23 protein-coding genes are annotated in these 24,904 nt (G+C 68.5%); 17 read left to right on the top strand and 6 right to left on the bottom strand.

Annotation, left to right across the window (positions count from 1 at the left end; all coding sequences use genetic code 11):
• Positions 1 to 27 precede the first annotated feature (27 nt).
• From QSJ30_RS07745 to QSJ30_RS07735, 3 genes are all read left to right on the top strand, one after another.
• Complete coding sequence (locus QSJ30_RS07745) at positions 28 to 1,449, top strand: sigma-54-dependent transcriptional regulator (protein ID WP_285608029.1); 1,422 nt, start codon at positions 28 to 30, stop codon at positions 1,447 to 1,449.
• Positions 1,442 to 2,110 carry a hypothetical protein gene (locus tag QSJ30_RS07740; RefSeq protein WP_285608028.1) on the top strand — a complete coding sequence of 223 codons (669 nt, stop codon included), beginning with the start codon at positions 1,442 to 1,444 and terminating at the stop codon, positions 2,108 to 2,110. The genes QSJ30_RS07745 and QSJ30_RS07740 overlap by 8 nt, the downstream gene beginning before the upstream one ends.
• Before the next feature lie 98 nt (positions 2,111 to 2,208).
• Entirely contained in the window at positions 2,209 to 4,032 is a 1,824-nt protein-coding gene (locus QSJ30_RS07735; RefSeq protein WP_285608027.1) for a TonB family protein, read from the top strand.
• A gap of 127 nt (positions 4,033 to 4,159) precedes the next feature.
• Here QSJ30_RS07735 and rnhA read toward each other — a convergent pair whose 3' ends face one another.
• Positions 4,160 to 4,603, bottom strand: coding sequence for a ribonuclease HI (gene rnhA, locus QSJ30_RS07730; protein ID WP_285608026.1), 444 nt, complete (start codon positions 4,601 to 4,603; stop codon positions 4,160 to 4,162).
• On the bottom strand, positions 4,600 to 5,940 hold the full coding sequence (gene lat / locus QSJ30_RS07725) for an L-lysine 6-transaminase (RefSeq protein ID WP_285608025.1): 1,341 nt from the start codon (positions 5,938 to 5,940) through the stop codon (positions 4,600 to 4,602). The genes rnhA and lat overlap by 4 nt, the downstream gene beginning before the upstream one ends.
• Positions 5,941 to 5,967: 27 nt before the next feature.
• Between lat and QSJ30_RS07720 the strand changes: the two genes are divergently transcribed.
• From QSJ30_RS07720 to QSJ30_RS07700, 5 genes are read left to right on the top strand one after another with little or no spacing between them, the layout of a single operon-like run.
• Positions 5,968 to 6,429 carry a molybdenum cofactor biosynthesis protein MoaE gene (locus QSJ30_RS07720; RefSeq protein ID WP_309559875.1) on the top strand — a complete coding sequence of 154 codons (462 nt, stop codon included), beginning with the start codon at positions 5,968 to 5,970 and terminating at the stop codon, positions 6,427 to 6,429.
• Positions 6,430 to 6,488: 59 nt separating this feature from the next.
• On the top strand, positions 6,489 to 7,616 hold the full coding sequence (locus QSJ30_RS07715; protein ID WP_285608050.1) for a Y-family DNA polymerase: 1,128 nt from the start codon (positions 6,489 to 6,491) through the stop codon (positions 7,614 to 7,616).
• 37 nt (positions 7,617 to 7,653) lie between these two features.
• A complete protein-coding gene (locus QSJ30_RS07710) occupies positions 7,654 to 7,905 on the top strand; it encodes a BrnT family toxin (protein ID WP_285608023.1) in 252 nt (83 codons plus the stop codon).
• Positions 7,902 to 8,240: a hypothetical protein gene (locus tag QSJ30_RS07705; RefSeq protein WP_285608022.1), complete on the top strand. Its 339-nt coding sequence runs from the start codon at positions 7,902 to 7,904 to the stop codon at positions 8,238 to 8,240. Before QSJ30_RS07710 ends, QSJ30_RS07705 begins: the two co-directional genes overlap by 4 nt.
• Before the next feature lie 13 nt (positions 8,241 to 8,253).
• Positions 8,254 to 11,190: a helix-hairpin-helix domain-containing protein gene (locus QSJ30_RS07700; RefSeq protein WP_285608021.1), complete on the top strand. Its 2,937-nt coding sequence runs from the start codon at positions 8,254 to 8,256 to the stop codon at positions 11,188 to 11,190.
• A 3-nt stretch (positions 11,191 to 11,193) separates the two neighbouring features.
• Here the strand turns inward: QSJ30_RS07700 and QSJ30_RS07695 are convergent, their stop codons facing one another.
• Complete coding sequence (locus QSJ30_RS07695) at positions 11,194 to 11,820, bottom strand: hypothetical protein (RefSeq protein ID WP_285608020.1); 627 nt, start codon at positions 11,818 to 11,820, stop codon at positions 11,194 to 11,196.
• 164 nt (positions 11,821 to 11,984) lie between these two features.
• The gene (locus QSJ30_RS07690) at positions 11,985 to 12,395 is read right to left on the bottom strand and encodes a hypothetical protein (RefSeq protein WP_285608019.1); all 411 of its coding nucleotides are present in this window, start codon (positions 12,393 to 12,395) and stop codon (positions 11,985 to 11,987) included.
• A gap of 846 nt (positions 12,396 to 13,241) precedes the next feature.
• On the opposite strand from QSJ30_RS07690, the gene QSJ30_RS07685 reads away from it, so the two are divergent.
• Positions 13,242 to 14,270, top strand: coding sequence for a DUF2911 domain-containing protein (locus QSJ30_RS07685; RefSeq protein ID WP_285608018.1), 1,029 nt, complete (start codon positions 13,242 to 13,244; stop codon positions 14,268 to 14,270).
• 151 nt (positions 14,271 to 14,421) lie between these two features.
• Here QSJ30_RS07685 and QSJ30_RS07680 read toward each other — a convergent pair whose 3' ends face one another.
• A complete protein-coding gene (locus QSJ30_RS07680; RefSeq protein ID WP_285608017.1) occupies positions 14,422 to 14,688 on the bottom strand; it encodes an Ada metal-binding domain-containing protein in 267 nt (88 codons plus the stop codon).
• 89 nt (positions 14,689 to 14,777) lie between these two features.
• Positions 14,778 to 15,266, bottom strand: a complete 489-nt coding sequence (locus QSJ30_RS07675) for a helix-turn-helix transcriptional regulator (RefSeq protein WP_285608016.1) — start codon at positions 15,264 to 15,266, stop codon at positions 14,778 to 14,780.
• 173 nt (positions 15,267 to 15,439) lie between these two features.
• Between QSJ30_RS07675 and QSJ30_RS07670 the strand changes: the two genes are divergently transcribed.
• The 8 genes from QSJ30_RS07670 to QSJ30_RS07635 all read left to right on the top strand — a co-directional run bounded on the left by QSJ30_RS07670 (position 15,440) and on the right by QSJ30_RS07635 (position 24,897).
• Positions 15,440 to 15,739 carry a PilZ domain-containing protein gene (locus QSJ30_RS07670; RefSeq protein WP_285608015.1) on the top strand — a complete coding sequence of 100 codons (300 nt, stop codon included), beginning with the start codon at positions 15,440 to 15,442 and terminating at the stop codon, positions 15,737 to 15,739.
• Between the two features lie 102 nt (positions 15,740 to 15,841).
• The gene (locus QSJ30_RS07665; protein WP_285608014.1) at positions 15,842 to 16,384 is read left to right on the top strand and encodes a hypothetical protein; all 543 of its coding nucleotides are present in this window, start codon (positions 15,842 to 15,844) and stop codon (positions 16,382 to 16,384) included.
• A gap of 8 nt (positions 16,385 to 16,392) precedes the next feature.
• Positions 16,393 to 19,149 carry a beta strand repeat-containing protein gene (locus tag QSJ30_RS07660; protein ID WP_285608013.1) on the top strand — a complete coding sequence of 919 codons (2,757 nt, stop codon included), beginning with the start codon at positions 16,393 to 16,395 and terminating at the stop codon, positions 19,147 to 19,149.
• A gap of 122 nt (positions 19,150 to 19,271) precedes the next feature.
• Positions 19,272 to 20,057 carry a C40 family peptidase gene (locus QSJ30_RS07655; RefSeq protein ID WP_285608012.1) on the top strand — a complete coding sequence of 262 codons (786 nt, stop codon included), beginning with the start codon at positions 19,272 to 19,274 and terminating at the stop codon, positions 20,055 to 20,057.
• A gap of 159 nt (positions 20,058 to 20,216) precedes the next feature.
• Complete coding sequence (locus QSJ30_RS07650) at positions 20,217 to 20,420, top strand: cold-shock protein (protein ID WP_243285857.1); 204 nt, start codon at positions 20,217 to 20,219, stop codon at positions 20,418 to 20,420.
• Between the two features lie 159 nt (positions 20,421 to 20,579).
• Complete coding sequence (locus tag QSJ30_RS07645; RefSeq protein ID WP_243302289.1) at positions 20,580 to 20,927, top strand: DUF1292 domain-containing protein; 348 nt, start codon at positions 20,580 to 20,582, stop codon at positions 20,925 to 20,927.
• Positions 20,928 to 21,007: 80 nt separating this feature from the next.
• A complete protein-coding gene (locus QSJ30_RS07640) occupies positions 21,008 to 22,960 on the top strand; it encodes an aconitase family protein (protein ID WP_285608010.1) in 1,953 nt (650 codons plus the stop codon).
• On the top strand, positions 22,957 to 24,897 hold the full coding sequence (locus QSJ30_RS07635) for a L,D-transpeptidase family protein (protein ID WP_285608008.1): 1,941 nt from the start codon (positions 22,957 to 22,959) through the stop codon (positions 24,895 to 24,897). Before QSJ30_RS07640 ends, QSJ30_RS07635 begins: the two co-directional genes overlap by 4 nt.
• Positions 24,898 to 24,904: the final 7 nt, after the last annotated feature.

Below are 24,904 nucleotides of genomic sequence, written 5' to 3'. Positions count from 1 at the left end.
GGCCTCAAGCCCGGGACTCTGACAGGCATGAACCCGGCCCGGGCCCTGCTGGTGGACGACGACCCCACCATCCTCGAGGTGGTGGGCACCCTGCTGTCCCGGCACGGGCACGAAGTGGTGGGCACCGGCTCCGGGCGCCGGGGCGCCCAGTTCCTGAGGAACGAGTTCTTCGACCTGGCCGTGGTGGACCTCATGCTGCCGGATCTGAACGGCCTGGACCTGGCGCGGGAGGCGGTGGCCAAGCCCGACACGGTGGTAGTGGTCCTGTCGGGCTCCACCTCGGTGGAAACGGCGCTCCAGGCCATGCGCATGGGGATCTACGACTACGTGCCCAAGCCCTTCCGGGTGGAGGAGCTGGAGCACACCCTGCTGCGGGCCATCGAGAAATCGCAGCTGAACCAGGAGAACAAGCGGCTCCGCGAGCAGATCGAGGGCCAGGCCAAGGGCCCCCAGATGGTGGGCTGCTCCGACGCCTGGCAGAAACTCCAGACCCTGCTGCGGCGGGTGGCGCCCTCGCCCTCCACTGTGCTGATCACGGGCCCCTCTGGCACCGGCAAGGAGCTGGCGGCCCGCGCCATCCACCAGTGGAGCCCGCGTTCCCAGGGGCCCTTCATCCCCATCCACTGCGGCGCCATCCCGGAGACGCTGCTGGAGGACGAGCTGTTCGGCCATGTGCGGGGCGCCTACACGGATGCCCGCACGGACCGCCCGGGCCGTTTCCAGCAGGCGGAGGGCGGTACCCTGTTCCTCGACGAGATCGGCACCATGCCTCTGAGCCTGCAGGTGAAGCTGCTGCGGGTGATCCAGGAGCGGGAGTTCACGCCGCTGGGTTCCTCCCGCACGCTGAAGGCCGACTTCCGGCTGGTGGCTGCCACCAACGAGGATCTGGGTAGCCTCGTGGAGCAGAAGCGGTTCCGGGAGGACCTGTTCTACCGGTTGAACGTGATCCCCGTGCAGATCCATCCCCTGCGCGAGCACCCCCAGGACATCCCCGTGCTGGTGGCCCACTTCCTCCGCAAGTTCGCCCGGGAGCTGGACCTGCCGCTCAAGCAGGTGGAGCCCGCCGCCCTGCAGGCCATGGAGGCCTACGCCTGGCCCGGCAATGTGCGCGAGCTGGAGAATGCCGTGGAGCGGGCCATGGCCCTGGGTTCCGATCCCGACCGGCTGCTCCACCAGGACCTTCCGGCCTCGGTGGCGGGGCTCCTGCCGTCCCCGGCCTTCCCCCGGCTGCCCCAGGACCAGGACCTGGGCCGGTTCCTGGAGGAGCTGGAGCGCCACCTGGTCCTCGAAGCCCTCCGGGCCACGGGCTGGAACAAGAGCGAATCAGCCCGGCGCCTCGGCATGCGTCGCACCACCCTGCTGCACCGCCTCCGGGCCCTGGGCATTCCCCTGGATCCCCAGGCGGGCCTGGCGGAAGCCGCCCCCACCGCGGAGACCCTCGATGCGTGAACCGAACGGCTTCGTCCTGGGCCTCCTGCTGGCCGGCCTCCCGCTGGGGGCCTGGTCGCCCAAGGTCCATGAGGCCCAGACGGCCAAGGCGGTCCGCCTGCTGCCCCGGAACCTGGCGGCCCTGCTGCGGGCCCACCCCCAGGAGCTGCTGGAGGGGGCCCGGGGCGTGGCCAACGACCAGCCGCCCACGACGGAGCAGGTGCAGGCCCAGTACCGCACGATCCTGCGCCTCAGCGAGGAGCACCGCCGGCCCGGGGACATCGTCCGCGACCTGGGCGTGCTGGCCCACATGGTCCAGCTGCTGACGGATCCTTCCGCCACCGAGGGGCTGAGCCCGCTCCGGGAGAGCTTCGAAGCCTACGCGGACCAGAACCTGACCCACCTGCTGGTGACCCAGGAGCCCTACTGGGCCGCCACGGGCAGCCTGGATCCGGAACCGGCCCTCCAGCGCCTCCTGGCCACCAAGCAGGAACGGAACCGCCGGCTCCGCGAGCACTTCGACGATGCCACCGGCCGCCGCATCGGCCCCTGGGATGATCTGTCGCTGCCCTTCGCCCAGCTCCAGCTGGCTTTTTCCAATGGTGTACACGCCACAGCCAACCTCTGGATCCTGGCCTGGCGCGCGGCGGGTGATCAGTGGGAAATCCCTTCCCAGCCCTGAGGGGCGGTGAATGGATTCCACCTGGCCTCTGATTCCGGCATGGGCTAGGCGAATCGCGACTTTCGGGCTATCGTTCCAACCATCCCTCTGGAGCAGTCATGGGCACCTACACCCGCCTCGGGTCCTACCTCCTGGCCTCCGAACTGGCCACTGATCCGTTCGGATCAATTCACCGGGCCGTGGTCATCGCCGGCAGCAACTTCGACCGCCACATGCTGGTGCGGACCTTCTCGGAGGAGCTGTTCCAGGCGGGCATGAACACGCGCCTGGCCGAGGCCGGCCGGGTGGTGCCCCTGCTCGGCGGCGCCCGCATCTACGGCCTGGGCTACCGTCTGGAGAGCACCAAGGCGCCCCACGTGGCCTGGGACTACGTGCCTGGCCGCAGCCTCGCCCAGCTCATCGACAAGGCCAAGTCGGAACAGGTCCCCTTCGGCGTGGACCACGCGCTGACGGTCATCCAGGGCGTGGCCCAGGGCATCGTCCAGATGCAGGCCAAGGGCGTCTCCCACGGCGTGCTGAGCCCCCACAGCGTGTGGGTTAGCTTCGAGGGGGCCACCCAGGTCGTGGACGCGCCCTTCGCCGCCCTGGTCAAGAGCATGCTGGCCAAGGCCCCCAACGCGAAGCGCAAGCTCGCCCCCTACCTCCAGGGGCCCGAGAACGACGCCCTCCAGCAGGATCTCTTCGCCCTGGGCGCCGTGCTCTACGAGCTGCTCACCTTCGAGAAGCTGCCCGTCGGCGGCGACCTCCAGGCCACCCTGGACCAGGCCACCCTCAAGGCCGCCCAGGAAGAGGCCGCCCTGCCCGTGGAGATCCGCGCCTTCCTCGGCCGCCTGCTGCTGGGCCGCCAGCCCTTCCCCACAGTGGAGGCCTTCAGCACCGAGCTCGAGCGCGTCCTCTACGACGGCGAGTACAGCCCCACCACCTTCAACATGGCCTTCTTCATGCACACGCTGTTCCGGGAGGAGAACGACCGGGACGCCACGTCCATGAAGGCCGAACAGGGCGACAACTTCCTCGCCTACACCGCCGCCGGCGAGAGCCTGCGCAGCGGCGCCACCCGCGCCGAGCACATCGACGGCCATGCGGATGAGCAGGTCAGCCAGAAGAACCGCACCGTCCTCATCGGCGGCGGCCTCGCCGCCGTGGTGATCCTGGGATTGGGCTACATGTTCTTCGGCCGCCCCAAGGTGGATCCGGCCATCCAGGCGCAGCTGGTGGAGTTCCAGCGGATCAAGGCGGAGATGGAGCAGCAGAAGGCCGACCTCGACGCCAAGGCCCGGGCCGAGGCCGAGAAGACCTCCCAGCTCCAGAAGCAGCTCGGCGAGACCAAGTCCGCTGAGGAGAAGGTGAAGATCCAGAAGCAGCTCGAGGAGAACCAGCAGCGCAAGCTGGATCTCGAGCGGCAGCAGAAGGCCGCGGAGCAGCGGCTGGCCGAGCAGAAACTGGCCGAGCAGAAACTGGCCGAGCAGAAGAAGGCCAGCCAGACCAAGGTCGCAGCCGCCCCGCCGGTGCAGGAGGTCCCCAAGCCCCAGCCCATGCAGGAGGCTTCACGCCAGACCGCCGTGCCCACGCCGACGGCCGTGCCCACGCCCCAGGCCGCCGCTCCCCAGCAGGCTGCTCCCTCCACCAATGACCAGGCCGCCCGCGTGGTGAGCCAGGTCGTGCCCATCTTCCCCCTCCGCGCCACCCAGATGCGGTGGGAGACGAACCTGGACCACTTCGTGCGCCTGAAGGTGTTCGTGGGCGAGCAGGGCCAGCCCCTGAAGGTGTCCGTGGTCGAGGGCGTGTCGGGGGCCTTCGGCTTCGACGAAGCCGCCATCGAGGCCGCCAACAAGTCCTCCTTCGCGCCCGCCATCCGCGATGGCCGGCCCGTGCGCGGCTGGACGCCCGAGATCGTCTACAAGTTCCCCAAGCGCCGCTGATCACTCCGGGGGGACCGCCTGCTCGCGTTGCTCGCGATGTCCCCCCGGACCCCCGCTTCCCGGGTCGGGAGACCCGCCCCAGGAAGCCGCCACCTCACCGCCGAAGGGCCGCCGACAAGCGGCCCTTCTACGTTAAGGATTGCGCCGCCGCATTGGCCAGGCGGTCCACCCGCTCGTTCTCCGCGTGTCCGGCGTGCCCCTTCACCCAGCGGGCCTCCACGTGATGCCGCGCCAGCTGCGCGTCCAGGGCCTGCCAGAGGTCCGCGTTGAGCACGGGCTTGCCGTCGGCCTTCTTCCAGCCCCGCCGCTTCCAGTCCTTCAGCCAGGTGGTGATCCCCTTCACCACGTACTGGCTGTCGCTCTGGAGCAGCACCTGGCAGGGCTTGGTGAGCGCCTCCAGGCCGCGGATGGCGGCCGTCAGCTCCATGCGGTTGTTGGTGGTGTCCGCCTCGGGGCCCGAGCCCTCCTTCTCCTGGATGCCCGTGGCGAGATGCACCCGCAGCAGGTACCCCCAGCCGCCCGGGCCGGGGTTGCCGAGACACGCGCCGTCGCAGTAGAGCTCGATCTTCATCCCACCAGAGTAGAAGAAGCCGCCGCGACTTGTGCCACGGCCTTGCGGAGCAGCTCCACGCCCAGGTCCAGATCCTCCGGGCGGAGGTTCATGGCGGGGCGGAAGCGCAGGCCCTTCTCACCAGTGGAGAGGATCATCATGCCCAGCTCGTGGCCCTTGGCCACCACGGCGCTCCGCAGCTCCGGCGTGGCGATGTCCAGGGCGCAGAAGAGGCCGCGGCCGCGGGGGTTCGCGGTGAAGTCGGGGAAGTCGCGGTGGATCTCCTGCAGGCCCTTCAGTAGCCGCTCGCCCTGCTTCACGCCGTGATCGAGGAGGTTCTCCTCGCGGATGACGTCGATGATCCGGGTGCCGCGCACCATGTCCACCAGGTTGCCGCCCCAGGTGCTGTTGATGCGGCTGGGCACCTTGAACACGCTCTCCACCTCGTCCAGGCGCCGGCCCGCGGCGATGCCGCAGGTCTGGGCCTTCTTGCCGAAGGCGATGATGTCGGGCTGCACGTCGAACCACTGGTGGGCCCACCACTTGCCCGTGGCGCCGAAACCCGTTTGCACTTCGTCGAAGATCAACAGGAAATCATGACGGTCTGCCAGGACCCGGAGCTTCCGCAGGAACTCGCCCCGGAAGTGGTTGTCGCCGCCCTCGCCCTGGATGGGTTCCACGATGAGGCAGGCGATGTCATCGGGATTCTGGGCCACGGCGGCCTCGATGGCCGCGACGGCTTCCGCCTCGGCCGCCTCGATCTTGGCCAGGTCCATGGGGAAGGTCAGCTTCGGGTTCGGCACCCGGGGCCAGGGGAACTTGGGGAAGTACTGGTGCTTGCGGGGATCGGCCGTGTTGGTGAGGCTCAGGGTGTAGCCGCTGCGGCCGTGGAAGGCCTCGCGGAAGTGGATGACCTGCGAGCCCTTCTCGCCTTTGCCCGCCGCCAGGTTCTTGCGCACCTTCCAGTCGAAGGCCGCCTTCAGGGCGTTCTCCACCGCCAGGGAGCCCCCGTCGATCCAGAAGAGGTGGGGCAGGTAGTCCGGCGCCGCGTGGGTGCCGAAGGCCTCCACCCATTCCGCGAAGGCCGTGGTGTAGATGTCCGAGTTGGCGGGCTTGTTGACGGCGATCTCGCCCAGGCGCTGGACGAACTCCGGCTCCCGCAGGCGGGGATGGTTGTGCCCCAGGGGTGTGGTGGCGAAGAAGGTGTAGAAATCCAAGTACTTGCGGCCATCCCGGGCATCCACGATCCAGGAGCCGTGGGACTTCTCCAGGTCCATGACCAGGTGGAACCCGTCCACCAGCATGTGGCGGCCCAGGGTCTCGAAAACGGCGTTCGGATCGACGTGCGGACTGGACATGGCAAACCCCTGAAAACGGTTCAGTGTATGGTTGGGATCGAAGCGGAGACACGCATGATTCCCTGGATATCGGTTCAGGAAGCGCCTCTTGGGGCGATGGCTTTACGAAGTGTCATGGAGGACCCCCATGCCGGGGCCCTCGTCCTCTTCGAGGGCCGGGCCCGGGACCACCACGAAGGCCGCGCCGTGCTGGAGCTGGCCTACGAGGCCTACGTGCCCATGGCCGAGAAGGAGCTGGGCCTCCTGCGCGAGAAGGCCATCGAGCGCTACGGCCTCACCCGCTGCGCCATCCACCACCGCATCGGCGTCGTGCCCCTCACCGAGGCCGCTGTTCTCGTCGCCACCAGCAGCGCCCACCGCGCCGAGAGCTTCCAGGCCGCCGCCTGGATCATGGACGAGATCAAGCAGCGCGTGCCCATCTGGAAGCGCGAGCGCTACAAGGATGGCTCCGAGAGCTGGGTGGAGTGCACGCACCGGTTCCAGATGTAGCTTGTTTTTCGCTAAATTTTCGCCATACTTGGATCCCCCAGGAGGATCCGGTGCTGGCGATGTGGGTTCCTGAACTGCCGTTCCAGCTGGCCTGCGGACGGGATGGCGCCCTGCGGGACCGGCCCCTGGCCTTCCTGAGCCCGGACACCCCCCGCTCGCCCACCCTCTGGTTCGTGAACCGCCTGGGGCGGGCCGAGGGGCTGGGGCCGGGCCTGCCCCTGGACCAGGCCCTGCGACGGGCGCCGGGGCTGCGGGTGCTGGATCCCTCGCCCCAGGTCTGGTGGGAGGCCCAGGCCGACCTGGGGGACTTCCTCCAGCACTGGACGCCCCAGGGCCAGCTGGGGCGCCTGGGCGAGGCCCTGGTGGAGCTCCAGGGCACCCAACGGATCTTCGGGCCCCTGGCGGACACCGCTGAGCGCATCCGCCGGGAGCTGGCCGAGCGTCGCGGCTGGGCCAGCCACGGGGGCCTGTCCCTCAGCGCCACCGCCGCCCAGCTCGCCGCCCGGGCCGAGCACCACCTGGAGCGCGTGACGGATGGCGGCGAGGCTACTTTCCTGGCTCCCCAGCCCCTGCGCCGCCTGCCGGACCTGCCCCCGCGCCTCCACGACCGCTTCCACCGCCTGGGCCTGCGGGCCTTCGGCGACCTCCAGCCCGTGCCCCTGTCTGTGCTGGCGGAGCTGACCAACCCCAAGCTGGCACCGGACCTGCGGGCCCGGGTGCGGGGCGAGGACCGGCCGCGCCTGCCCCTGCTCACGGAGCGCCCCGGCCACGCCCGCCACGGCTGGCGCCTCCAGCCCCCCCGCCTGCCCGAGGAGGTGGCCCTGGCCGCCCGCTGCCTGGAGTGGCTCTGGTCCGATCCCCGCCATCCCAGGACGCTGGTGCTGCGCTGGTGGGACGTGGACGGCGAGCCCCACACTTGGCGGGCCTCGCCCGAGGACCTCACGGCACCGCCCCTGGCCCTGGCCCGCCGCCTCCAGCAGGCCTTCCTGGCCCTGGCCACCCGCCGCCTCCTCGTGCGCGAGGTGGAGCTGCGCCTGGCCTGGGGCCTGGGCCGCGCGCGCGGCCTCTTCGAGGACCCCCGGAACGAGAAGCTCGAGCGCCTCGAGCCCGCCCTCGCCCGCCTCCGCCGCCGCTTCCCCGACCGCGCCGTCCTGCCGGGGTGGATGGGGCGGGAGGTTCCGTGTTGACAGGTAGATTAATTGTTCTACATTTATTGGAGCCGGAGTGATCTTTCATTGGGACGACGAAAACCGGGCCCACATCGCCCGGCACGGCATCTCCGAATTCCAGGCGAAGGCGGCTTTCCAGGCCGAAGACGTCACGGTCTTTCCGGATGCCGCCCGGCTGAACCGATGGGTGCTGGAGGCCACCGTGGAAGATCGGACGCTCAAGGTGGCTTTCGCCAGAGTTTTCCCCGAGGGCTTCCGGGTCATCACCGCGCATTGGATGAGCCCCAAACGCAGGAGGACGCCATGACTTCCAAGAAAGCCAAGCGCATGTCCATGGCCGAATTCGAGAAGGTCTCCGGACCAGGCGAGCCCCTGGACGCTCTGCGGGCTCGCCAGGAGGCCGATGCCGCTTGGGCGGAACGGGCATTCCAGGGCAGGGAGGTGTTGGGAGCGCCCATTCGCCTGCGCCGGGGACGGCCGAAGGCCGGGGAAGCCGCCGCTCCGACGGTGGTGAAGGCCATCCGGTTGCCCGAAGCCCTCCTGGAACAGCTCCAGACCAGGGCCAAGGCCGAAGGCCTCTCCCTGAATGCGCTCCTTCAAATGGCCGCTGTGGAGTATCTCATCCACCACCGGGGGGCCTGAGGTCCCTCCCCCCATGTTCGCCCTCGGCATCTCCGATTTCTCTGTAGGTGAAGGCGTCTACCCGGCGAAGCAGCTGCTGTCGCTGGCGCGGCAGCTGGGCTACCGCGACCTGGTCTGCTGGGACCGGGGCGTGGCGGGCTACCCGAAGCTGCGGGCGGAATTGGAGTGGATCCACGAGGCCCGGCGCCTGGAGGGCCTGCCACCGGACCCGCGGTGGACGGGCTTCCGCCTGCACCTGGGCAGCCGCTTCACCTGGCGGGGCCACGGCTACGGGGCGCTTCCCTTCAGTGATTCGGGCTACGCCGCCCTGAACCGCCTGCTCTCGGCCCAGGCCCACGATGCGGCACCGGGGCCGGACATTCCCGGCCTGGGCGCCCCCGAGCCGCCCCAGGACTGCGTCCTGCTGGCCGACGATCTCGCGGGCCTGGACGCCCTGCTGCGGGAGGGCCTCTATGGCGCCCTGCTGGCCCACCCCCGCCGGGCGCAGGAGGCGCGGAAGGCCCTGGCGGCGGGCCTGGAGGTGGTGGCGCCCCAGGTGCTGCGCTTCCGCACCGCCGAGGGCCTGGAGATGCACCGCCTCAAGCGGGCCATCGATCAGCAGATGACGCTCATCCGCACGGAGGCCCTGTGGGATCCCGCCGAGGCCGCTGTCCCCCGGGCCGACTGGGAGGCGCGCTTCCCCTTCGGCGAGCCCGTCGTGGAACGGGCCACGGCGACCGTCCTGGAGCGCATCTCGGGCTGGAACCTCCACTGGGGGAAGTGGGTGCTGGCTGAGCCCCTGGGCCGCGAGGGCGCGGACCTGGACGCCCTCCTGCGCGAGAAGGTGCGGGTGGGCGTGGCGGCGCGCTTCCGGAATCCGAACGGCGAGGTGCTGGCGCGTATGGAGCAGGAGCTGGACCTCATCGCCTTCAAGGGCTTCGCCCGCTACTTCCTCCTGGTGGAGGACATCGTGCGGGCCGCCCAGGGCGCCATGCCGCGCATCTGCGGCCGGGGCAGCGGCGCCGCCTCCCTGGTGAGCTACGCCCTGGGCCTCAGCAACGTGGATCCCGTGGCCACGAACCTGATGTTCGAGCGCTTCCTCACGAAGGAGCGCAAGGATCCGCCGGACATGGACATCGACTTCGCCTGGGACGAGCGGGAGGACGTCATCCAGAAGGTGTTCGAGCGCTACGGGCGCCATCGCGTGGCCATGGTGGCCAACCACGCCTTCTTCAAGGCCAAGGGCGCCCTGCGGGCCGTGGCCCAGGCTCACGGGCGGCCCGACAGCGAGCTCAAGCAGCTGGCCCGCTACGTCCGCGGCTGGGAAGGGGGCCTCGTCCGCGCCGCCGAGAACCCGGCCTGGGACACGATCCTGCGCCAGGCCCTGGCGCTGAAGGGCCACTTCCACCAGTTCTCCGTGCACCCCGGCGGTACCGTCGTCACGCCCAAGGCCTTCTGGGAGCACGCCGCCTTCCAGCCCGCGCCCGCCAAGGAGAGCGTGTCCACCACCACCTGGGACAAGGACGGCGTGGAGAACTACGGCCTGGTGAAGATCGACCTCCTCGGCAACCGCAGCCTCGCCGTCATCCGCGATGCCTACGAAGTGCTGGGCGACCGCAAGCCCGCCGATCCCGGCACCCATTCGCGGAACGACCCCGACACCCAGGCCCTGCTGGCCCGGGGCGACAGCATCGGTGTGTTCTATGTCGAGAGCCCCGCCACGCGCCAGCTCCAGCAGCGGGTGCGGAAGGGCGACTTCGAGACGCTGGTGATCCACAGCAGCCTCATCCGCCCCGCCGCCTACCGCTGGGTGGACCGCTACGTGAAGCGCAGCCGGGGCGAGGAGGTCTGGGAGCCCAGCGATCCCGTCTTTGCGAACCTGCTGTCCGACAGCTTCGGCGTGCTGGTCTACCAGGAGGACGTCATCAAGGTCTGCGTGGAGCTGGCGGGCTGGAGCCACTTCGAGGCCGACCAGCTGCGCAAGCTCCTGGGCAAGCCCGACTGCGAGGAGAAGCTGCCCTACTTCGAGGCCCGGTTCCGCAGCGGCTGCGCGGCCCGCGCCGTGCGCCCTTCAACGGTGGACGAGGCCTGGGACATGATCCGCACCTTCCAGGGCTACTCCTTCTGCAAGCCGCACTCGGCCAGCTACGCCCAGGTGAGCTTCGAGAGCGCCTGGATCAAGGCCCACCACCCGGCGGTGTTCTTCGCATCGGTGGTCACCAACCAGGGCGGCTACTACCCCGCCATCGCCTACCTGGGCGACGCCCGCCGCCATCGCCTGGTGGTGCGGGGGCCCGACGCCAACGCCTCCGCCTGGCCCTTCACCGCCGAGGGCGAGCAGGCCCTGCGCGTGGGCTTGATGCAGGTGCAGGGCGCCCTGGCGAAGGAGGTGGAGGCCCTGCTGGAGAACCGGGAGCAGCAGGGCCCCTTCGCGGATCTGGGCGATCTGTTGGGCCGCGTGAAGCTGTCGGTCACCACCGCCGAGGCCCTCTGCGCTGCCGGGGCCTTCGACCGCTGGGCGCCGGACGGCGACCGCACGCGCCTCATGTGGGCGCGGCTGGGCGGCGTGCCCCCGGGCGTGCGCCCGCGCCCCACGGACGCCTTCGACCGCGCCGACCTGGAGCTGCAGACCATGGGCCTGACGCTGGAGATCCACCCGGCGGCCCTCGCCCGCGTGCGGAAGGGCGGGGGCCCCGACCGCGCCGCCGATGTGGCCAAGGTCCTGGCCGGGGAGAAACCGGGCCGCCGCCTGCGGTTTTGGGCTTTGGTGGTGGCCGACAAGGAAGTGGCCACCGAGAAAGGCGGGCGCATGCAGTTCGTCACCTTCGAGGACGACACCGGCCTCTGCGAAGCCGTGGCCTTCCCCGACACCATCCGCCGCCGCCAGCGCCCCTTCCGCGTGGGCGATGTCGTGCCCATCAGCGGGCAGACGACCCTGCAGGATGGGCTGGCGGTGTTCGAGGTGGCCTGACGCCTACTTGGCGGCCGTGGCCGGGGCGGCCTTGGGGGCCTCGGGGACGCCGATGTTCTCGGGGGCGAGGCGGCCCCGCAGGTAGTCCACCAGGTGGGCCTGGACGCCCTGGACGGCGTTGGCCAGCTTGCTCTGGTTGGGGTGCAGGAACTCGCCCTTGGCGGTCTTCTCCCGGACGGTGCCGCCGAGGAGCTCGCGGCCCGAGGCGTCCTTCACGCGGTAGTCGAGGGTGATCACGCAGTATTCGGTGCTGTGGTAGACCTGCTGAGGCGGCATGTGGGGCCCGCCACCCACGGAGGTCCAGTAGCCGATGGTCACGCTGTCCACATCCAGCCGGGGCAGCTCCAGGACATAGGTGACCCCCGTCCCGGTCGCCACGCCTGCCGACAGCGACTGCGCCAGATCCTTCTGGAACCCCTCGATGAAGGCCGCCTCGCTGCCGTATTTCTTGACGAAGGCCCGCTTGAAGTCATGCAGATCGATCTTGGCGACCGGTTTGGTCTGGAAGGCCGCGTCCCGCATGGGCCGAAGGCTGTCCGCCGAAGCCGCCGTCACCACGTAGATCGGCGGCTTCGGCGTGCAGGCGAACAGCGAGAGCAGGAGGGCGGAGGGGAGCAGGAGGGGTTTCACGGAGGGCCTTGGTAACGGAAAAGGGGGCAATTAACGAATGAAGCTAACCGGCCACGCCTGCGCGGATGCGCTGAACGGAGCCGAGGAAGCAGGGAGATGAGACAGAGCGGAAGGCAATGCAGGCGGGGTCCGAGTTGAGCGGAGGGTTAGGCCGACCGCTGCGATCATAGGAACGACCCAGGCGACAATGCCTTGAGAAAAAGATCGCCATAAGAGCTAATCAATGAACCAAGGATAACTAATACAAAGCCATGGATCTGAAGACGTTTATCCTCGGCCGCGAAAGTAATGTTGTTGAAGAAAGTTGAATTGAGCGCGTTGGTACCAGGAATGAACGGAGAAAGATCTGCCAAGTTAGTGCCTTCTTTGTACGCTTCACGCAAAGTAGATCTCATGCTGATCCAAACGCCACCACCAATGATGAAATTTCCGACTCTCGCAAAGTGAGATGCATCTTTGAAGTGAAACGCGGCCCATAACCCCAGGACAAATAGGGCAATGACGAAGGGATAGAAGTACCTTTTGTCGCAAACAATAAACGACCAATGCCGGTGGAATTTTTGCGGAGTGTTCATCGGCGGCCTAACGAATGAAGCTAACCGGCCCTGCCTGCACCGAGGCGCTGAACGGAGCCGAGGAAGCGGGAAGCTGAGAGAGAGCGGAAGGCAATGTAGGCGGGGTCCGAGTTGAGCGCAAGGTTAGGCCGTACGCCGATGCCCGGTGAACCGAGCCCAGGAGACGGGCACGTTAGGCGGAGGTGGGCGGGTGAGGCCACAGCGCCTGATCTAACGGCCCAAGCGCTGAGAATGGGAAAGGGCGAACGAACGAAAAGCCAGGACCAGCGGGAAGTGACGGTGATTGGGTAATCCACTTTAGCGCGACGGGACCTCGGGGAAGTTAGACCAGAAAGCGTTGTGCCGAGCCCGCCCACGTCGGCCTAACTCAAAATTAGGCGATTCGCACGACTGGATTGCAATCGATGCCTTTGTTTGGGTGGTGATGTGGAAATGCTGGGTGCTGGAAATCCGTGCTCATGCTGTCACTAAGCCGGTCGGACGCTCGTCACAACCGGGCGAACGGGGCTGAATCGGCCTCTGAACGGTAGTCGCGGGGCGAATGAAAAGAGCTTTTTTACCCGGTGATGAACGGTGATGGACGGTGATAAAGCCGGGCAGGGGCCCGCATGGGCCCGCCTTCGGCGGCTTCCGGTGGAGCCCAGACTCGTGTTGCCAGGGCCCAATCCCCGTGAATCACCGTTCATCACCGGCTGAATGCTTTTGCTTTTCAATCCGTGTCCATCCGTGTTCATCCGTGGCTCAAATTATCCTTGGTCTCCCGGTCCGCCCCCGGAATCGCACCGCTGGCCCCAGCCTGCTTCCGGTTTCGAGGGCTTCCGGCCAGGATGCTCGCGGAGGTGTCCCATGCGTCGCATCGCCCTTGCTCTTCTTGTGGTCGCGCCGGTGCTCGTCGCCCAGGCGCCGCCCCTCACGCTGCCCGAGGCCAGCCCCCGGGCCCACGCCAGCCAGACGGTGGGGCTGACGGACATCGAGGTGAGCTACCACCGGCCGGCGGTGAACGGCCGCAAGGTCTGGGGCGGGCTGGTGCCCTACGGCCAGGTCTGGCGGGCCGGGGCCAACGAGAACACCGTGGTGACCTTCTCCAGCCCCGTCCGCGTGGGCGGGACGCCGCTGCCGGCGGGGCGCTACGGCCTCCACATGCTGCCCACGGCCACGGCCTGGACCGTGATCTTCAGCAGCCAGTCCCACGGCTGGGGCAGCTACAGCTACGACGCCAAGGAGGACGTGGCCCGGGTGCAGGTGACGCCCCTGGTCGCCGAGCCCACGGAGCGCCTCGCCTACACCTTCGACGATCCCAGCGAGCAGGGGGTCACCCTGTCGCTGCGCTGGGAGAAGCTGCGGGTGCCCATTCCGGTGGCCGTGGACACCAAGGCCGTGGTGGTCCAGAGCCTGCGGGAACAGCTGCGCGGCCTCCACCAGTTCTTCCCCGAGGCCTGGAGCGGCGCCGCGGGCTGGTGCGCCCGCAACGATGTGAACCTGGACGAGGCCATGACCTGGGTCGACCGCTCCCTCACCATGCGAGAGTCCTTCACGGCCCTGCGCACTAAGGCCGCGCTGCTGGACAAGAAGGGCGACGCCAAGGGTGCCGAGGCCCTGCGGGCGAAGGCCCTGGCGAAGGCCACGGAGGTGGAGGTCAACCAGCTGGGCTACACGCTGCTGGGCCAGAAGAAGCTGGACGAGGCCATCGTCCTCTTCCAGCGGAACGTGCAGGATCACCCCGACTCCTGGAACGCCTACGACAGCCTCGCCGAGGCCTACGCCCTCAAGGGCGACAAGGCCCAGGCCGCCGCGAACTACCGCAAGGCCCTCGAACGGGTGAAGCAGGCCGACCAGCGCACCCGCATCCAGGGCGAGCTGGACAAGCTCAAGTAGCCCGGACGGGCGTCTGCGTCACTGGGGCCGGATTCCCGAAAAGAGATGTTTACCCGCTGATGGACAGTGATTCACGGTGAGTGGGCCCTGGCAGCACGGACACCAGGGCCCACTTCCCCCGGCTTGGCCGACCCTCCTTGGCCAGAAGGCCTCAGCTGCCGGGCTTGCAGTCCTCGCAGGGCTTCATGCCGGCCTTCTTCGCCTCGGCCACGGACTTGAAGTCCACGCGGGTGTGGGCCTTGTCGATCTCCTTCACCCACTTGCAGTCGGCCTTGTGGTACAGCTTCGTCTCCTTGCAGCCCACGATGGCCTCGGCCTTGGCTTCGGCCTTGGCGGGAGTCTTGGCCGGATTGGCGATCCGGGCTGCCAGGGGGCTGGCCATCAGGCAGGCAAGGACGACGAACGAGCGTTTCCTCATCGGGCACCTCCCCAGGAAGTGAGTCCAGAGACTCAGTTTCGGTTCCATGGGGGAGGGTGCCAGTGGTCATGCCCGCGAGGGTGGACGCCTTACCTCAGGGTGGCCACGACCTCGCCCCGGGAACTGGCGCCCAGCTTCTTCATGATGTTCTTGATGTGGTCCTTCACCGTGTGCTCGGAGATGTAGAGCATCTCTGCGATCTTCTTGTTGGTGAAGCCCAGGCCCAGCAGATTCAGCACCTCTGCTTCCCGCTTGGAGAGCTGGAAGGCGGCGCGGGCCTTCTCCAGGTCGATCTGGTGCTTCTCCACGACCCGCTCCATGAGGACCATGGTGTGGGTCGCGGGGCCCTTCTCCCCCGGGGCGCCCAGGGGCAGAGCCCGCAACGCGCAGGCGGGCAGCACCCCTTCCGGCAGGCCGGCCCAGGCCGGGCCCGGTGAGCGCAGCGTCACTGTGGTCTCGCCGCCGCCTTGCGCCTTCTTGCAGAGGGTGAGGATGGGCTCGGGGATGGTGCCGGCTGGGCTCTCGACCGGAAGCAGGGTGACGAGCAGCTCCAGGGCCTGCTCATTGGCAAAAGCCATCCTGCCCTCAAGATCAAAAATGAGGACCCCCGGCGCAGAGCGCTGTCGGACGATTCCAGAGAGGCTGGTCAATGGATAACAACATAATCCAAACGAAGAAAAGGTCTACCTAGGAAAAACCCCTCTTTCGGGGGGATTGGCCCCGGGGGGTGGAGGCCCTAAGCTTCGGGCTCATGGATACCCCTGAGGAAAAACGCGCCAGTCCTCGGACGGACCTGCACCAGGTCGTCCGCTTCGAACGCACTGCCTCCGAGTCCGGCCTGATGGAGGAGGAACCGACCCAAGGGGTCGGGCGCGACATCAGCCCGGAGGGGGCGAGTCTCCTCACGGACTGTGCCCTGCAGCCTGGGGAGATCCTGAAGCTCCACGTCCCCATCGAAGCGGAGCGCGCCAGTGTGCCCGTCATCTCCCAGGTGAGGTGGACCCAGCGGACCCGGAACGGCTTCCGTGTGGGCCTGCAGTTTCTCGCCTGAGCACCCCTTCCCCGTTCCTCCGCGCATCCGGGGGGCGGCCCTTCTGTAGTTTGTATTAACGCTTCATTTGCAGAATTTACATGAAATCTAAGGAGGTACGCCATGCGTCACATCATCACTTCCCGCCGGAGAAGGGCGCTCTTTGCGCTGCTCGCGGTCGCAGCCGCGGGCGTGTGCGGATTGGCCCGGCCCCGGCTGGCGGCGGCCACGCTGGACGACGGCGCCATCCCGGGCGCGATCTGGATCGACTTCGGCACCAATGAGGTGGCCCTGCGGTCCCAGCTCGCGCGTAGCCCCAAGGGCGGGTTTCTGGGCATGGCGGAGGTCCGGGCCAACGGCGTGGGCCGGTGGGCCCAGGTGACCCAGCAGTTGAGCATCCCCGAGGCTCTGGCGGAGGATGGCCTCCTCCATGCCACTGGCAGCCATGTCTTCCTCTTCGCCGACGGCAGCTCCATTACCACCCTGGACGAGGTGCTGCTGACCCCGACGGATACGGAAGGGGTCTACGGCCTGGACGGAGCCCTCGTGATCACCGGCGGCACTGGCGTCCTGGCCTCGGCGACCGGCAACCTCTCCGTCATCGGGAACCTCGACCTGCTCCATGGCCAGATTGGCGTGGATACGCGTGGGAGGATCCGGAAATGAGACGGTCCATGACACCTCGCCTCCTCCCTCGGCTCGCCAGGACAGCCGCCGCCCTGCTGCTCCTCGCGGCCTCCTCCCTGTTCGGTGCGCAGCCCGCCAATGTCACGGCCCTGGCCATCAGTCCCGGCTCGGTGGATGTCAGCGCCTCCGCCCGGACCGTGGTGGTCACGGTGACGGATACGGCCGCCTCTTCGGTGAGCGCCTCGTTGACCCTGGCGGGAGCCAGCAGTCCGACCAGCAGCCAGACCACCGGCTATGTCGCAGGCACCATGCTCTCGCCTGGCCACTTCCAGATCAGCCTGAGCGTCCCCTACCAGGGGGCTGCCGGCACCTGGCAGCTGTCCCTTCACGCGACGGAGGGCTCTGGACCCGAGGCGCAGTACCCGTGGGGGCGCCTCAAGCAGGACTTCCCCCCGGCCACTGTTGACGTGATCAGCAGCACGGCGGATACCGCGGCACCTCTGCTGGCTTCCTTCAGCCTCAGCCCGTCCACCATCGACACCACCAGCGCCGCCCAGGCCATCAATGCCAGCTTCTCGGTGACGGACAACCTGTCGGGCACCAGTTCGGTCAGCTTCTGGTTCACGGGGCCGGATGGGGCCTTGTATCCCGGAGCCACCGCCCTGGGCTCGGGCACGACCCTGAGCGGCACCTGGGGCGGTGCGGTGACCATCCCCGCGGGCTCCGTGCCGGGCCTCTATCAGCTCAGCAAGGTGACCACCCTGGATGCCCTCAACAACAGCCGCACCTACCTGGCAGCGGATCTGGCTTCCTTGGGTACCGGCAGCGTCCGGAACATCGGCAAGCTGGGGCAGACCATCAGCTTCGGCGCGATCCCCGACCACACCTACGGTGACACGGCCTTCGGCTTGTCCGCTTCGGCTTCCTCAGGCCTGCCCGTGACCTTCACGATCTTCTCCGGCCCGGCCACCTTGTCCGGGAATACGCTCACCATCACGGGAGCGGGCTATGTGACCGTGCGCGCCTCCCAGGGCGGGAACGGAACCTACACTGCCGCGACGGATGTGGATCAGACCTTCCAGGTGTTCCAGGCCGAAGCCACGATCGTAGTGACCCCGTACGACGTCAACTACGACGGCCATGCCCACACGGCCACCGGCACAGCCACCGGCCTCGCCGGTCTGGATCTCTCCAGCCTGCTGACCTTGACCGGCACGACCCACACCGACGCGGGCACCTACGCGACCGACGGCTGGAGCTTCGCCGGCAACACCAACTACAAGGCCGCCAGCGGCACGGTCACGGACAAGATCGCCCAGATCAACGCGACCATCGTAGTGACCCCGTACGACGTCAACTACGACGGCACTGCCCACACGGCCACCGGGACGGCCACCGGGCTCGCCGGTCTGGATCTGAGCAGCCTGCTGACCTTGACCGGCACGACCCACACCGACGCGGGCACCTACGCGACCGATGGCTGGAGCTTCGCGGGCAACACCAACTACAAGGCCGCCAGCGGCACGGTCACGGACAAGATCGCCCAGATCAACGCGACCATCGTGGTGACGCCCTACGACGTCAACTACGACGGCACTGCCCACACGGCCACCGGGACGGCCACCGGGCTCGCCGGTCTGGATCTCTCCAGCCTGCTGACCTTGACCGGCACGACCCACACCGACGCGGGCACCTACGCGACCGACGGATGGAGCTTCGCGGGCAACACCAACTACAAGGCGGCCAGCGGCACCATCACCGACAAGATCGCCAAGGTCAACGCGATCATCACCGTCACACCCTACAGCGTGACCTACGATGGCAATGCGCACACGGCCACTGCCACAGCCAGGGGCGTGGAAAGCGTCCCCGCCGACCTGGGCAGCCTGTTGACGCTCACCGGTACGACGCACACCAACGCCGGCGACTACCCGGCGGATGCCTGGAGCTTCGCGGGCAATACGAACTACAACCCTGCCAGCGGCACGATCCACGACGCCATTGCCAAGGCCAATGCCACGGTCAATGTGACGGGCTACACGGGCGTCTACGACGGCAACCCCCACGGGGCCACCGGCACGGCCACGGGCGTGAAGGGCGAGACCCTGAGCGGCCTCAACCTGGGCGCCAGCTTCACCGACGTTCCGGGTGGCACGGCCAACTGGACCTTCACCGATATCACCGGCAACTACAACAACACGAGCGGCAGCGTGGCCATCACGCTTACCAAAGCCAACGCGACCATCACCGTGACGCCCTACAACACGATCTACGACGGCAATTCGCACACCGCCACAGGCACAGCCACGGGTGTGAAGGGCGAGAGCCTGGCCGGCCTGTTGACCCTCAGCGGCACCACGCACACCAGCCCCGGCGACTACCCGGCCGATGCCTGGAGCTTTGCGGGCAACACCAACTACAACTCCGCCAGTGGCACGGTCCATGACGTGATCACCTACGGCTTCTACGGCCTGCTGTCCCCTTACACGCCCAACAAGTCGTACAAGATCAAGAGCGCGATCCCGCTCAAGTGGCAGTACACCAACGCCGCCAACGTGGCCATTCCCAGCGGGACCGCCGCTCCGGAGATCAGGATCCTGAAGGTCGCGGATTACGCATCCTCCGACGGAGCCATCACCCTGGATGATGCCGGTTCCAGCGGCTACCAATACGACACGACCACCAACACCTGGCAGTTCAACTGGAAGACCACCGGTCTCACACCCGGAACCTACTACATCTACATCACCTCCGGGGTGACGAAGCAGGTGAACGGCCCCTTCCCGATCCAGTTGACGAACTGATGGGTTCGGCCGCAGGCGGCCGACGAACCAGAGGCGGGGCTTCGGCCCCGCCTCTTTGTGGGTAAGGGGGCTCTCGATGCCGCCCCCTGCTAGGATCCCTCCAGACTTTCATGCGGAGTCCCATGCGGCGCCTGAGGCACAGGATCGGTCCAGTCGTGGTGGCGGCCCTGCTGCTGTCCACGGCCTGCACCCGGGCACCCCGCTCTGTGGCCGCGCGCCCGGCGTCGGGCCCAGGTGCGGTCAGGGCCCTTCCCAAGCTGGGCTACACGCTGCAGGCCGGGGCCTTCGCCAAGGTGGAGAACGCGGCCCGGTTCTCGCAATCGCTGCAGGCCCAGGGGCTGGAGGCCGCCTACTACGCCTCGGGCGATGGCCTCTACCGGGTGCGGTTCGGGGACTTCGCCACGAAGGAGCGGGCCCGGGCCCGGGGCGAGGCGCTGAAGTCGGCCGGGACCATCGAGGCCTACTGGGTGGTGGCGCCGGACGGCTCCGCCCCGGGTGCGGGCGGCCGCTTCCAGGCGCATCCCGAGGATGAGCGGGGCCTGCGGGCCAGCCTGGTGGATACGGCCAGGGGCTACCTGGGCGTGCCCTACCTCTTCGGGGGCACCACGGAGCGGGGCTTCGACTGCAGCGGGCTCACGGGAGCCGTGTACCGGCTGAACGGGCTGAAGCTGCCGCGCTCCTCCCAGGCGCAGTTCGAAGCTGGCCGCTCGGTGGACCTGGACGAGGCCCGGGCCGGGGACCTCCTCTTCTTCGCCACAAACGGTGGCGACCGGGTGAGCCATGTGGGGCTGTACCTGGGGCAGGGCGCCTTCATCCACGCGCCGCGCCCGGGGCAGGGCATCCGGCAGGACCGGCTGGCGGATCGCTACTACAGCCGGGCCTTCGTCGGGGCGAAGAGCTATCTGTAGAGGCCCTCCCGAATCATTTCGTCGATTTTTTGAAAATTGCATCCGGAATGGCCTTACACTGGAAATCGCCCGCCGGTCGTGCGGGTATCTAAAAGCGTTGCTGCCTCGCCTGGAAGGAACAATGCATCTACATCCAGGACGAAGAAAGCAGGTAGTCAAATGGCTCAGGGAACCGTGAAGTGGTTCAACGCCGAAAAGGGTTTCGGATTCATCACCCCCGATGACGGTGGTGCGGATCTGTTCGTTCACCACTCCGCCATCGAGACCACGGGTTTCCGCACCCTGGACGAGAATCAGCGCGTCAGCTTCAACGTGGGTCAGGGCCAGAAGGGCCCCCAGGCGACCAACGTCACCAAGATCTAGCATCATCAAGATCTAGACCCTACTGTTCACCATGGATCGGCCTCCTTCGGGAGGCCGATCCTTTTTTAGGGGACCCGCGACGGCTGGTCCCTTTCGGCATATTTCCTTGGCTGGAAAGGCTTCCGGCCGTATTCTGGTCCCTTGCGCAAGGAGGAGCCCATGGCTCATGACGGTCACGAACACGGACCGAACTGCAACCACGATCACGACGATTCCTTCGAGATCGAAGTCGTTGAGCTCGAAGACGAGAATGGCGAGAAGGAAGAGTTCGCGATCCTGGAAGAGCTTGAGTTCGAGGGCCGCAACTTCGCCATCCTGGCGCCCCTGGCTGAGTTGCAGGCCCAGGAGGAAGGCACCGCGGATCCCGAGGAGGGCCTGAGCCTGGAGATCTTCGAGGTGAAGGACGACATGTTCACGCCCCTCGAGGACGAGGAACTGGCCGAGCGCCTCATGAAGCACCTCGACGAGCAGGAAGCCAAGCTCAAGGCCGAGGAAGAGAAGGACTGACGGGCACCACCCATCGTCCGCACGAAGGCCCCCGGTTGGGGGCCTTCGTGCGGAGGGGGAAGAGCCGGTACTCTGGAGGGATGCTGCCTGATCCGATCCGCTTCGATGGCCGAGTGCTCTTCCTCACGGAGGATCCGGAGCGGATCCTCCGCCAGCTGCAAGGCGAGGACTTCGAGCTGGGCGAAGCACTTCCCCTGCGCGACCAGATCAGCACGGACGAGATCACGCCGGCCTTCATCTGCTACCACTTCGACGAGAAGCTGGGCGACTTCCCCTACCTGGGCCTGAAGTGCGGCGAGGCCTTCCCCGTGAAGGAAGGCTCCGTGCGGGCCGGGGGCTTCGCCGTGAGTGTGGCCGGCAGGCGCCGGGGCAAGGGCAGCAGCCGGGAGGCCAGCCCCTACGCGGAACAATGCGCGGGCCTCCGCCTGGTGATCGCGGAGAGCTTCGAGCGCATCTACCGGCAGAACGCCCAGAACCTGGGCCTGCTCACCAGCACGGACTTCGGTCTGATTCCGCGCCTCCGGCGGGGCGAGGCCATCCCCCTGGCGGAGTTCACCGCGGGCCTGGACCCCGTCACCGCCGAGATCGTGCGTCGGGGCGGCCTCTTCCCCTACAACGCCGCCCGCATGACGGGCGACGTGAAGCCTCCGCTGCCCGCCCACGAGCCGCACCCCATGACCTACGCCGAGAAGCTGCTGGCCCGCCACGCCGTGGTGGACGCGGCGGCGGGGCAGGTGGGACTCCCCGCCGTGAGGCCCGGCGATGGCCTCTTCGTGCGGGCGGACTGGCGCTTCAGCCACGAGTACGTGACGCCCATGGCGGCGAGCTTCCTGGAGAGGGCCCTGGGACCGGATTCGAAGCTGCGCGATCCCGCTTCCATCCTCGCCTTCCGCGACCACCTGACCTTCCTGCACCACAGCATGACGGCCGAGCACCGGGCCATGGGCCTGCTCACGGTGGCCGAGCGCCTGAAGCCCGCCCAGGAGGCCTTCTGCGCGAAGCACGGCATCCGGCTCCACGGCGAGCTTCCGGATGGTTCCGGCAGCGAGGGCATCTGCCACGCGCTCATGGCCGAGCGCTACGCCCTGCCGGGCCAGGTGGTGGTGGGCACGGACTCGCACACGCCCCACGCCGGGGCGCTGGGCTGCCTGGCCTTCGGCGTGGGCACCACGGACATCGCCAACGCCTGGGTGACGGGCGACGTGCGCGTGACCGTGCCGCCCACCCTGCGGGTGCGCCTGGACGGCCGCCTGCGCCCGGGTGTGTCCGCCAAGGACCTGGTGCTGCACCTCCTGGCCCAGCCCCTCATCCGCGAGGGCGGGGCCATCGGCCATGTCATCGAGTATCAGGGCGAAGGGCTGCTGGACCTGGATACGGATGAGCGGGCCACGCTCACGAACATGGCCGCGGAGATCGGCGGCTTCACGGGGCTGATCGCGCCGGATGCGGAGACCGTGCGCTTCGTGAAGGAGCGGCGCGGCGCGGACCTCGCGCTGGAACCCTGGATGCAGGGTGACGCGGGCGCCGAATACGCCCACACCCTGGTCGTGGACGGCGCGGCCCTGGGTCCCATGCTGGCCCGACCCGGCGATCCCGGGAATGGCGTGGCCCTGGCGGAATTGGGCGAGGCCGTGCCCATCCACATCGCCTACCTGGGCAGCTGCACCGGCGGCAAGCGCGAGGACCTGCGCCGGGCCTACGAGGTGGTGAAGGCTGCCGCGGCGGAAGGGCGGCGAGTGCCTGTGGGCGTGCGGTTCTTCGTGCAGTGCGGCAGCGAGGATGTGCGCCGCCACGCCGAGGCACACGGCTGGCTCGCGGCCTTCGAGGCCGTGGGTGCCGTGGTGCTGGGCAGCTCCTGCGGCGCCTGCATCAACGCGGGGCCCGGCGTGTCCACGCGACCCGACGAGGTGACCATCAGCGCCATCAACCGGAACTTCCCTGGCCGCAGCGGACCGGGCCAGATGTGGCTGGCCAGCCCCGCCACCGTCGCCGCCAGCGCCCTGGCCGGGCGCATCGTGGAGGCGGGGGCGTGATCGATCCCGTCCTCGCCGCCCGCTACCGCGCCCTGGTGCTGGCGAACCTCGCCCGTCCGGGCGCACCGGGTTGGGATCCCCTGGGGCCTGTGGTCGTGGTGGATGTGGCGCGCCAGCGCCTGGGCCTGCTGGTGGGCGGCCGTCTGGCCTTCGAGGCCGTCATCTCCACGGCGAAGAACGGCCTGGGCTGCGAGGAGAACTCGTACCGCACGCCCACGGGCTGGCACCGCATCCTCGCACGCATCGGCGACGGGGCCGAGCCCGGCGCGGTGTTCAAGGCCCAGAAGCCCACCGGCGAGGTGTGGCGGGGCGAGGCCCGGGAGGAGGATCTCATCCTCACCCGCGTACTCACGCTGGACGGGCTGGAGGAGGGCTGGAACCGCGGGCCGGGGCGGGACTCGCGGCTGCGCTGGATCTACCTCCACGGCACCAACCAGGAGCACGAGCTGGGCACGCCCGTGTCCCACGGTTGCGTGCGCCTGTCGAACACCGACGTGGAGGACCTCTTCGAGCGCGTGGCAGAGGGCGATCCCGTCCTCATCGCCGAGGATCTGCCGGGCGCTGGCCTGGGCCTCGGCCGCCTGCACTTCGCCGGCGTGGCCGGCAGCGGCATGAGCGCCCTGGCCCAGTTCGCGGCCCTGAAGGGTGGCCGGGCCAGCGGCAGCGACCGCACCTTCGACCGCAACCAGCGGCCCGAGGCGAGGGCTCAGCTGGAGGCCCTGGGAGTGGTGATCCATCCCCAGGATGGCTCGGGCCTGGAAGGAGACTGCGCGGCCCTGGTGGTGTCCACGGCCGTGGAAGAGGAGGTGCCGGATGTGGTGGCGGCGCGGCGACTGGGGGTGCCGGTCCTGCACCGGTCGGAACTGCTGGCGCACCTCGTGGCGCGGTACCGCACGGTGGCCGTGACGGGCACCAGCGGCAAGTCCACTACGGTGGCCATGGTCTTCGAGATCCTGCGCGGCGCGGGGCTGGATCCCTCAGTCATCACCGGCGGCGAGCTGGTGGCCCTGCAGCGCGAGGGTCGCTGGGGCAACGCCTGGGCGGGGGCTTCCGATCTTCTGGTGATCGAGGCCGACGAGAGCGACGGCTCCGTGGTGCGCTACCACCCGGCCGTGGGCGTGATCCTGAATCTCCAGAAGGACCACAAGGAGATGGATGCGGTGGCCGGGATGTTCCGGCTCTTCCGCGCCCAGGTGCGCGAGGCCGCGGTGGTGGGCGAGGCGGAGAACCTGCGGGAATTCGCGGCGGGGGCGGCGACCTTCGGGTTCGGGGAAGGGGCCGGCCTGCGGGCCGAAGGCCTGTCGCTTGGCGCGGAACGCTCCGCTTTCCGCGTCGGGAGGACCAACTTTGTCATTCCTGTGACCGGGCTTCACAACGTCGAGAACGCGCTGGCGGCCCTTGGGGCCTGCCAGGCGCTGGGAGTGAGGCTGGAAGCCATGGCGGCGCCGCTGGCCGCCTTCCAGGGCGTGGCGCGGCGCTTCCAGGTGCTGGGCGCGCGGCAGGGCATCACCGTCGTGGACGACTTCGGCCACAACCCCGCGAAGGTGTCGGCCTCGATCCGGGCCGCCCACCTGCGCGTGGCGGCCGCGGGGGGACGCGTGCTGGCGGTCTTCCAGCCCCACGGCTTCGGACCCCTCAAGTTCCTCCGGGCGGAATTCGTGGAGGCCTTCACAGCCGAGCTGGCGCCCCGGGACCACCTCTGGTTCCTGGATGTCTTCTACGCCGGGGGCACCGCCAGCCGCGACATCACCAGCGCCGAGGTGGTCGCGGACATCGCCGCCCGGGGTGTGGCCACGGAATTGGCGTCCTCGCGGGACTGGCTCGTGGACCGGCTGGCCGCCGAGGCGAACTCCGGAGACCTCATCCTGGTGATGGGTGCGCGGGATCCCTCGCTGACGGATCTGGCCAAGGCCATCCTGGGGGCGCTTCCGGCCTGATGGCGGG

It is taken from the genome of Geothrix edaphica (assembly GCF_030268045.1).
Classification (GTDB): domain Bacteria; phylum Acidobacteriota; class Holophagae; order Holophagales; family Holophagaceae; genus Geothrix; species Geothrix edaphica.
This window is presented reverse-complemented; position numbering and strand designations above follow the sequence as displayed.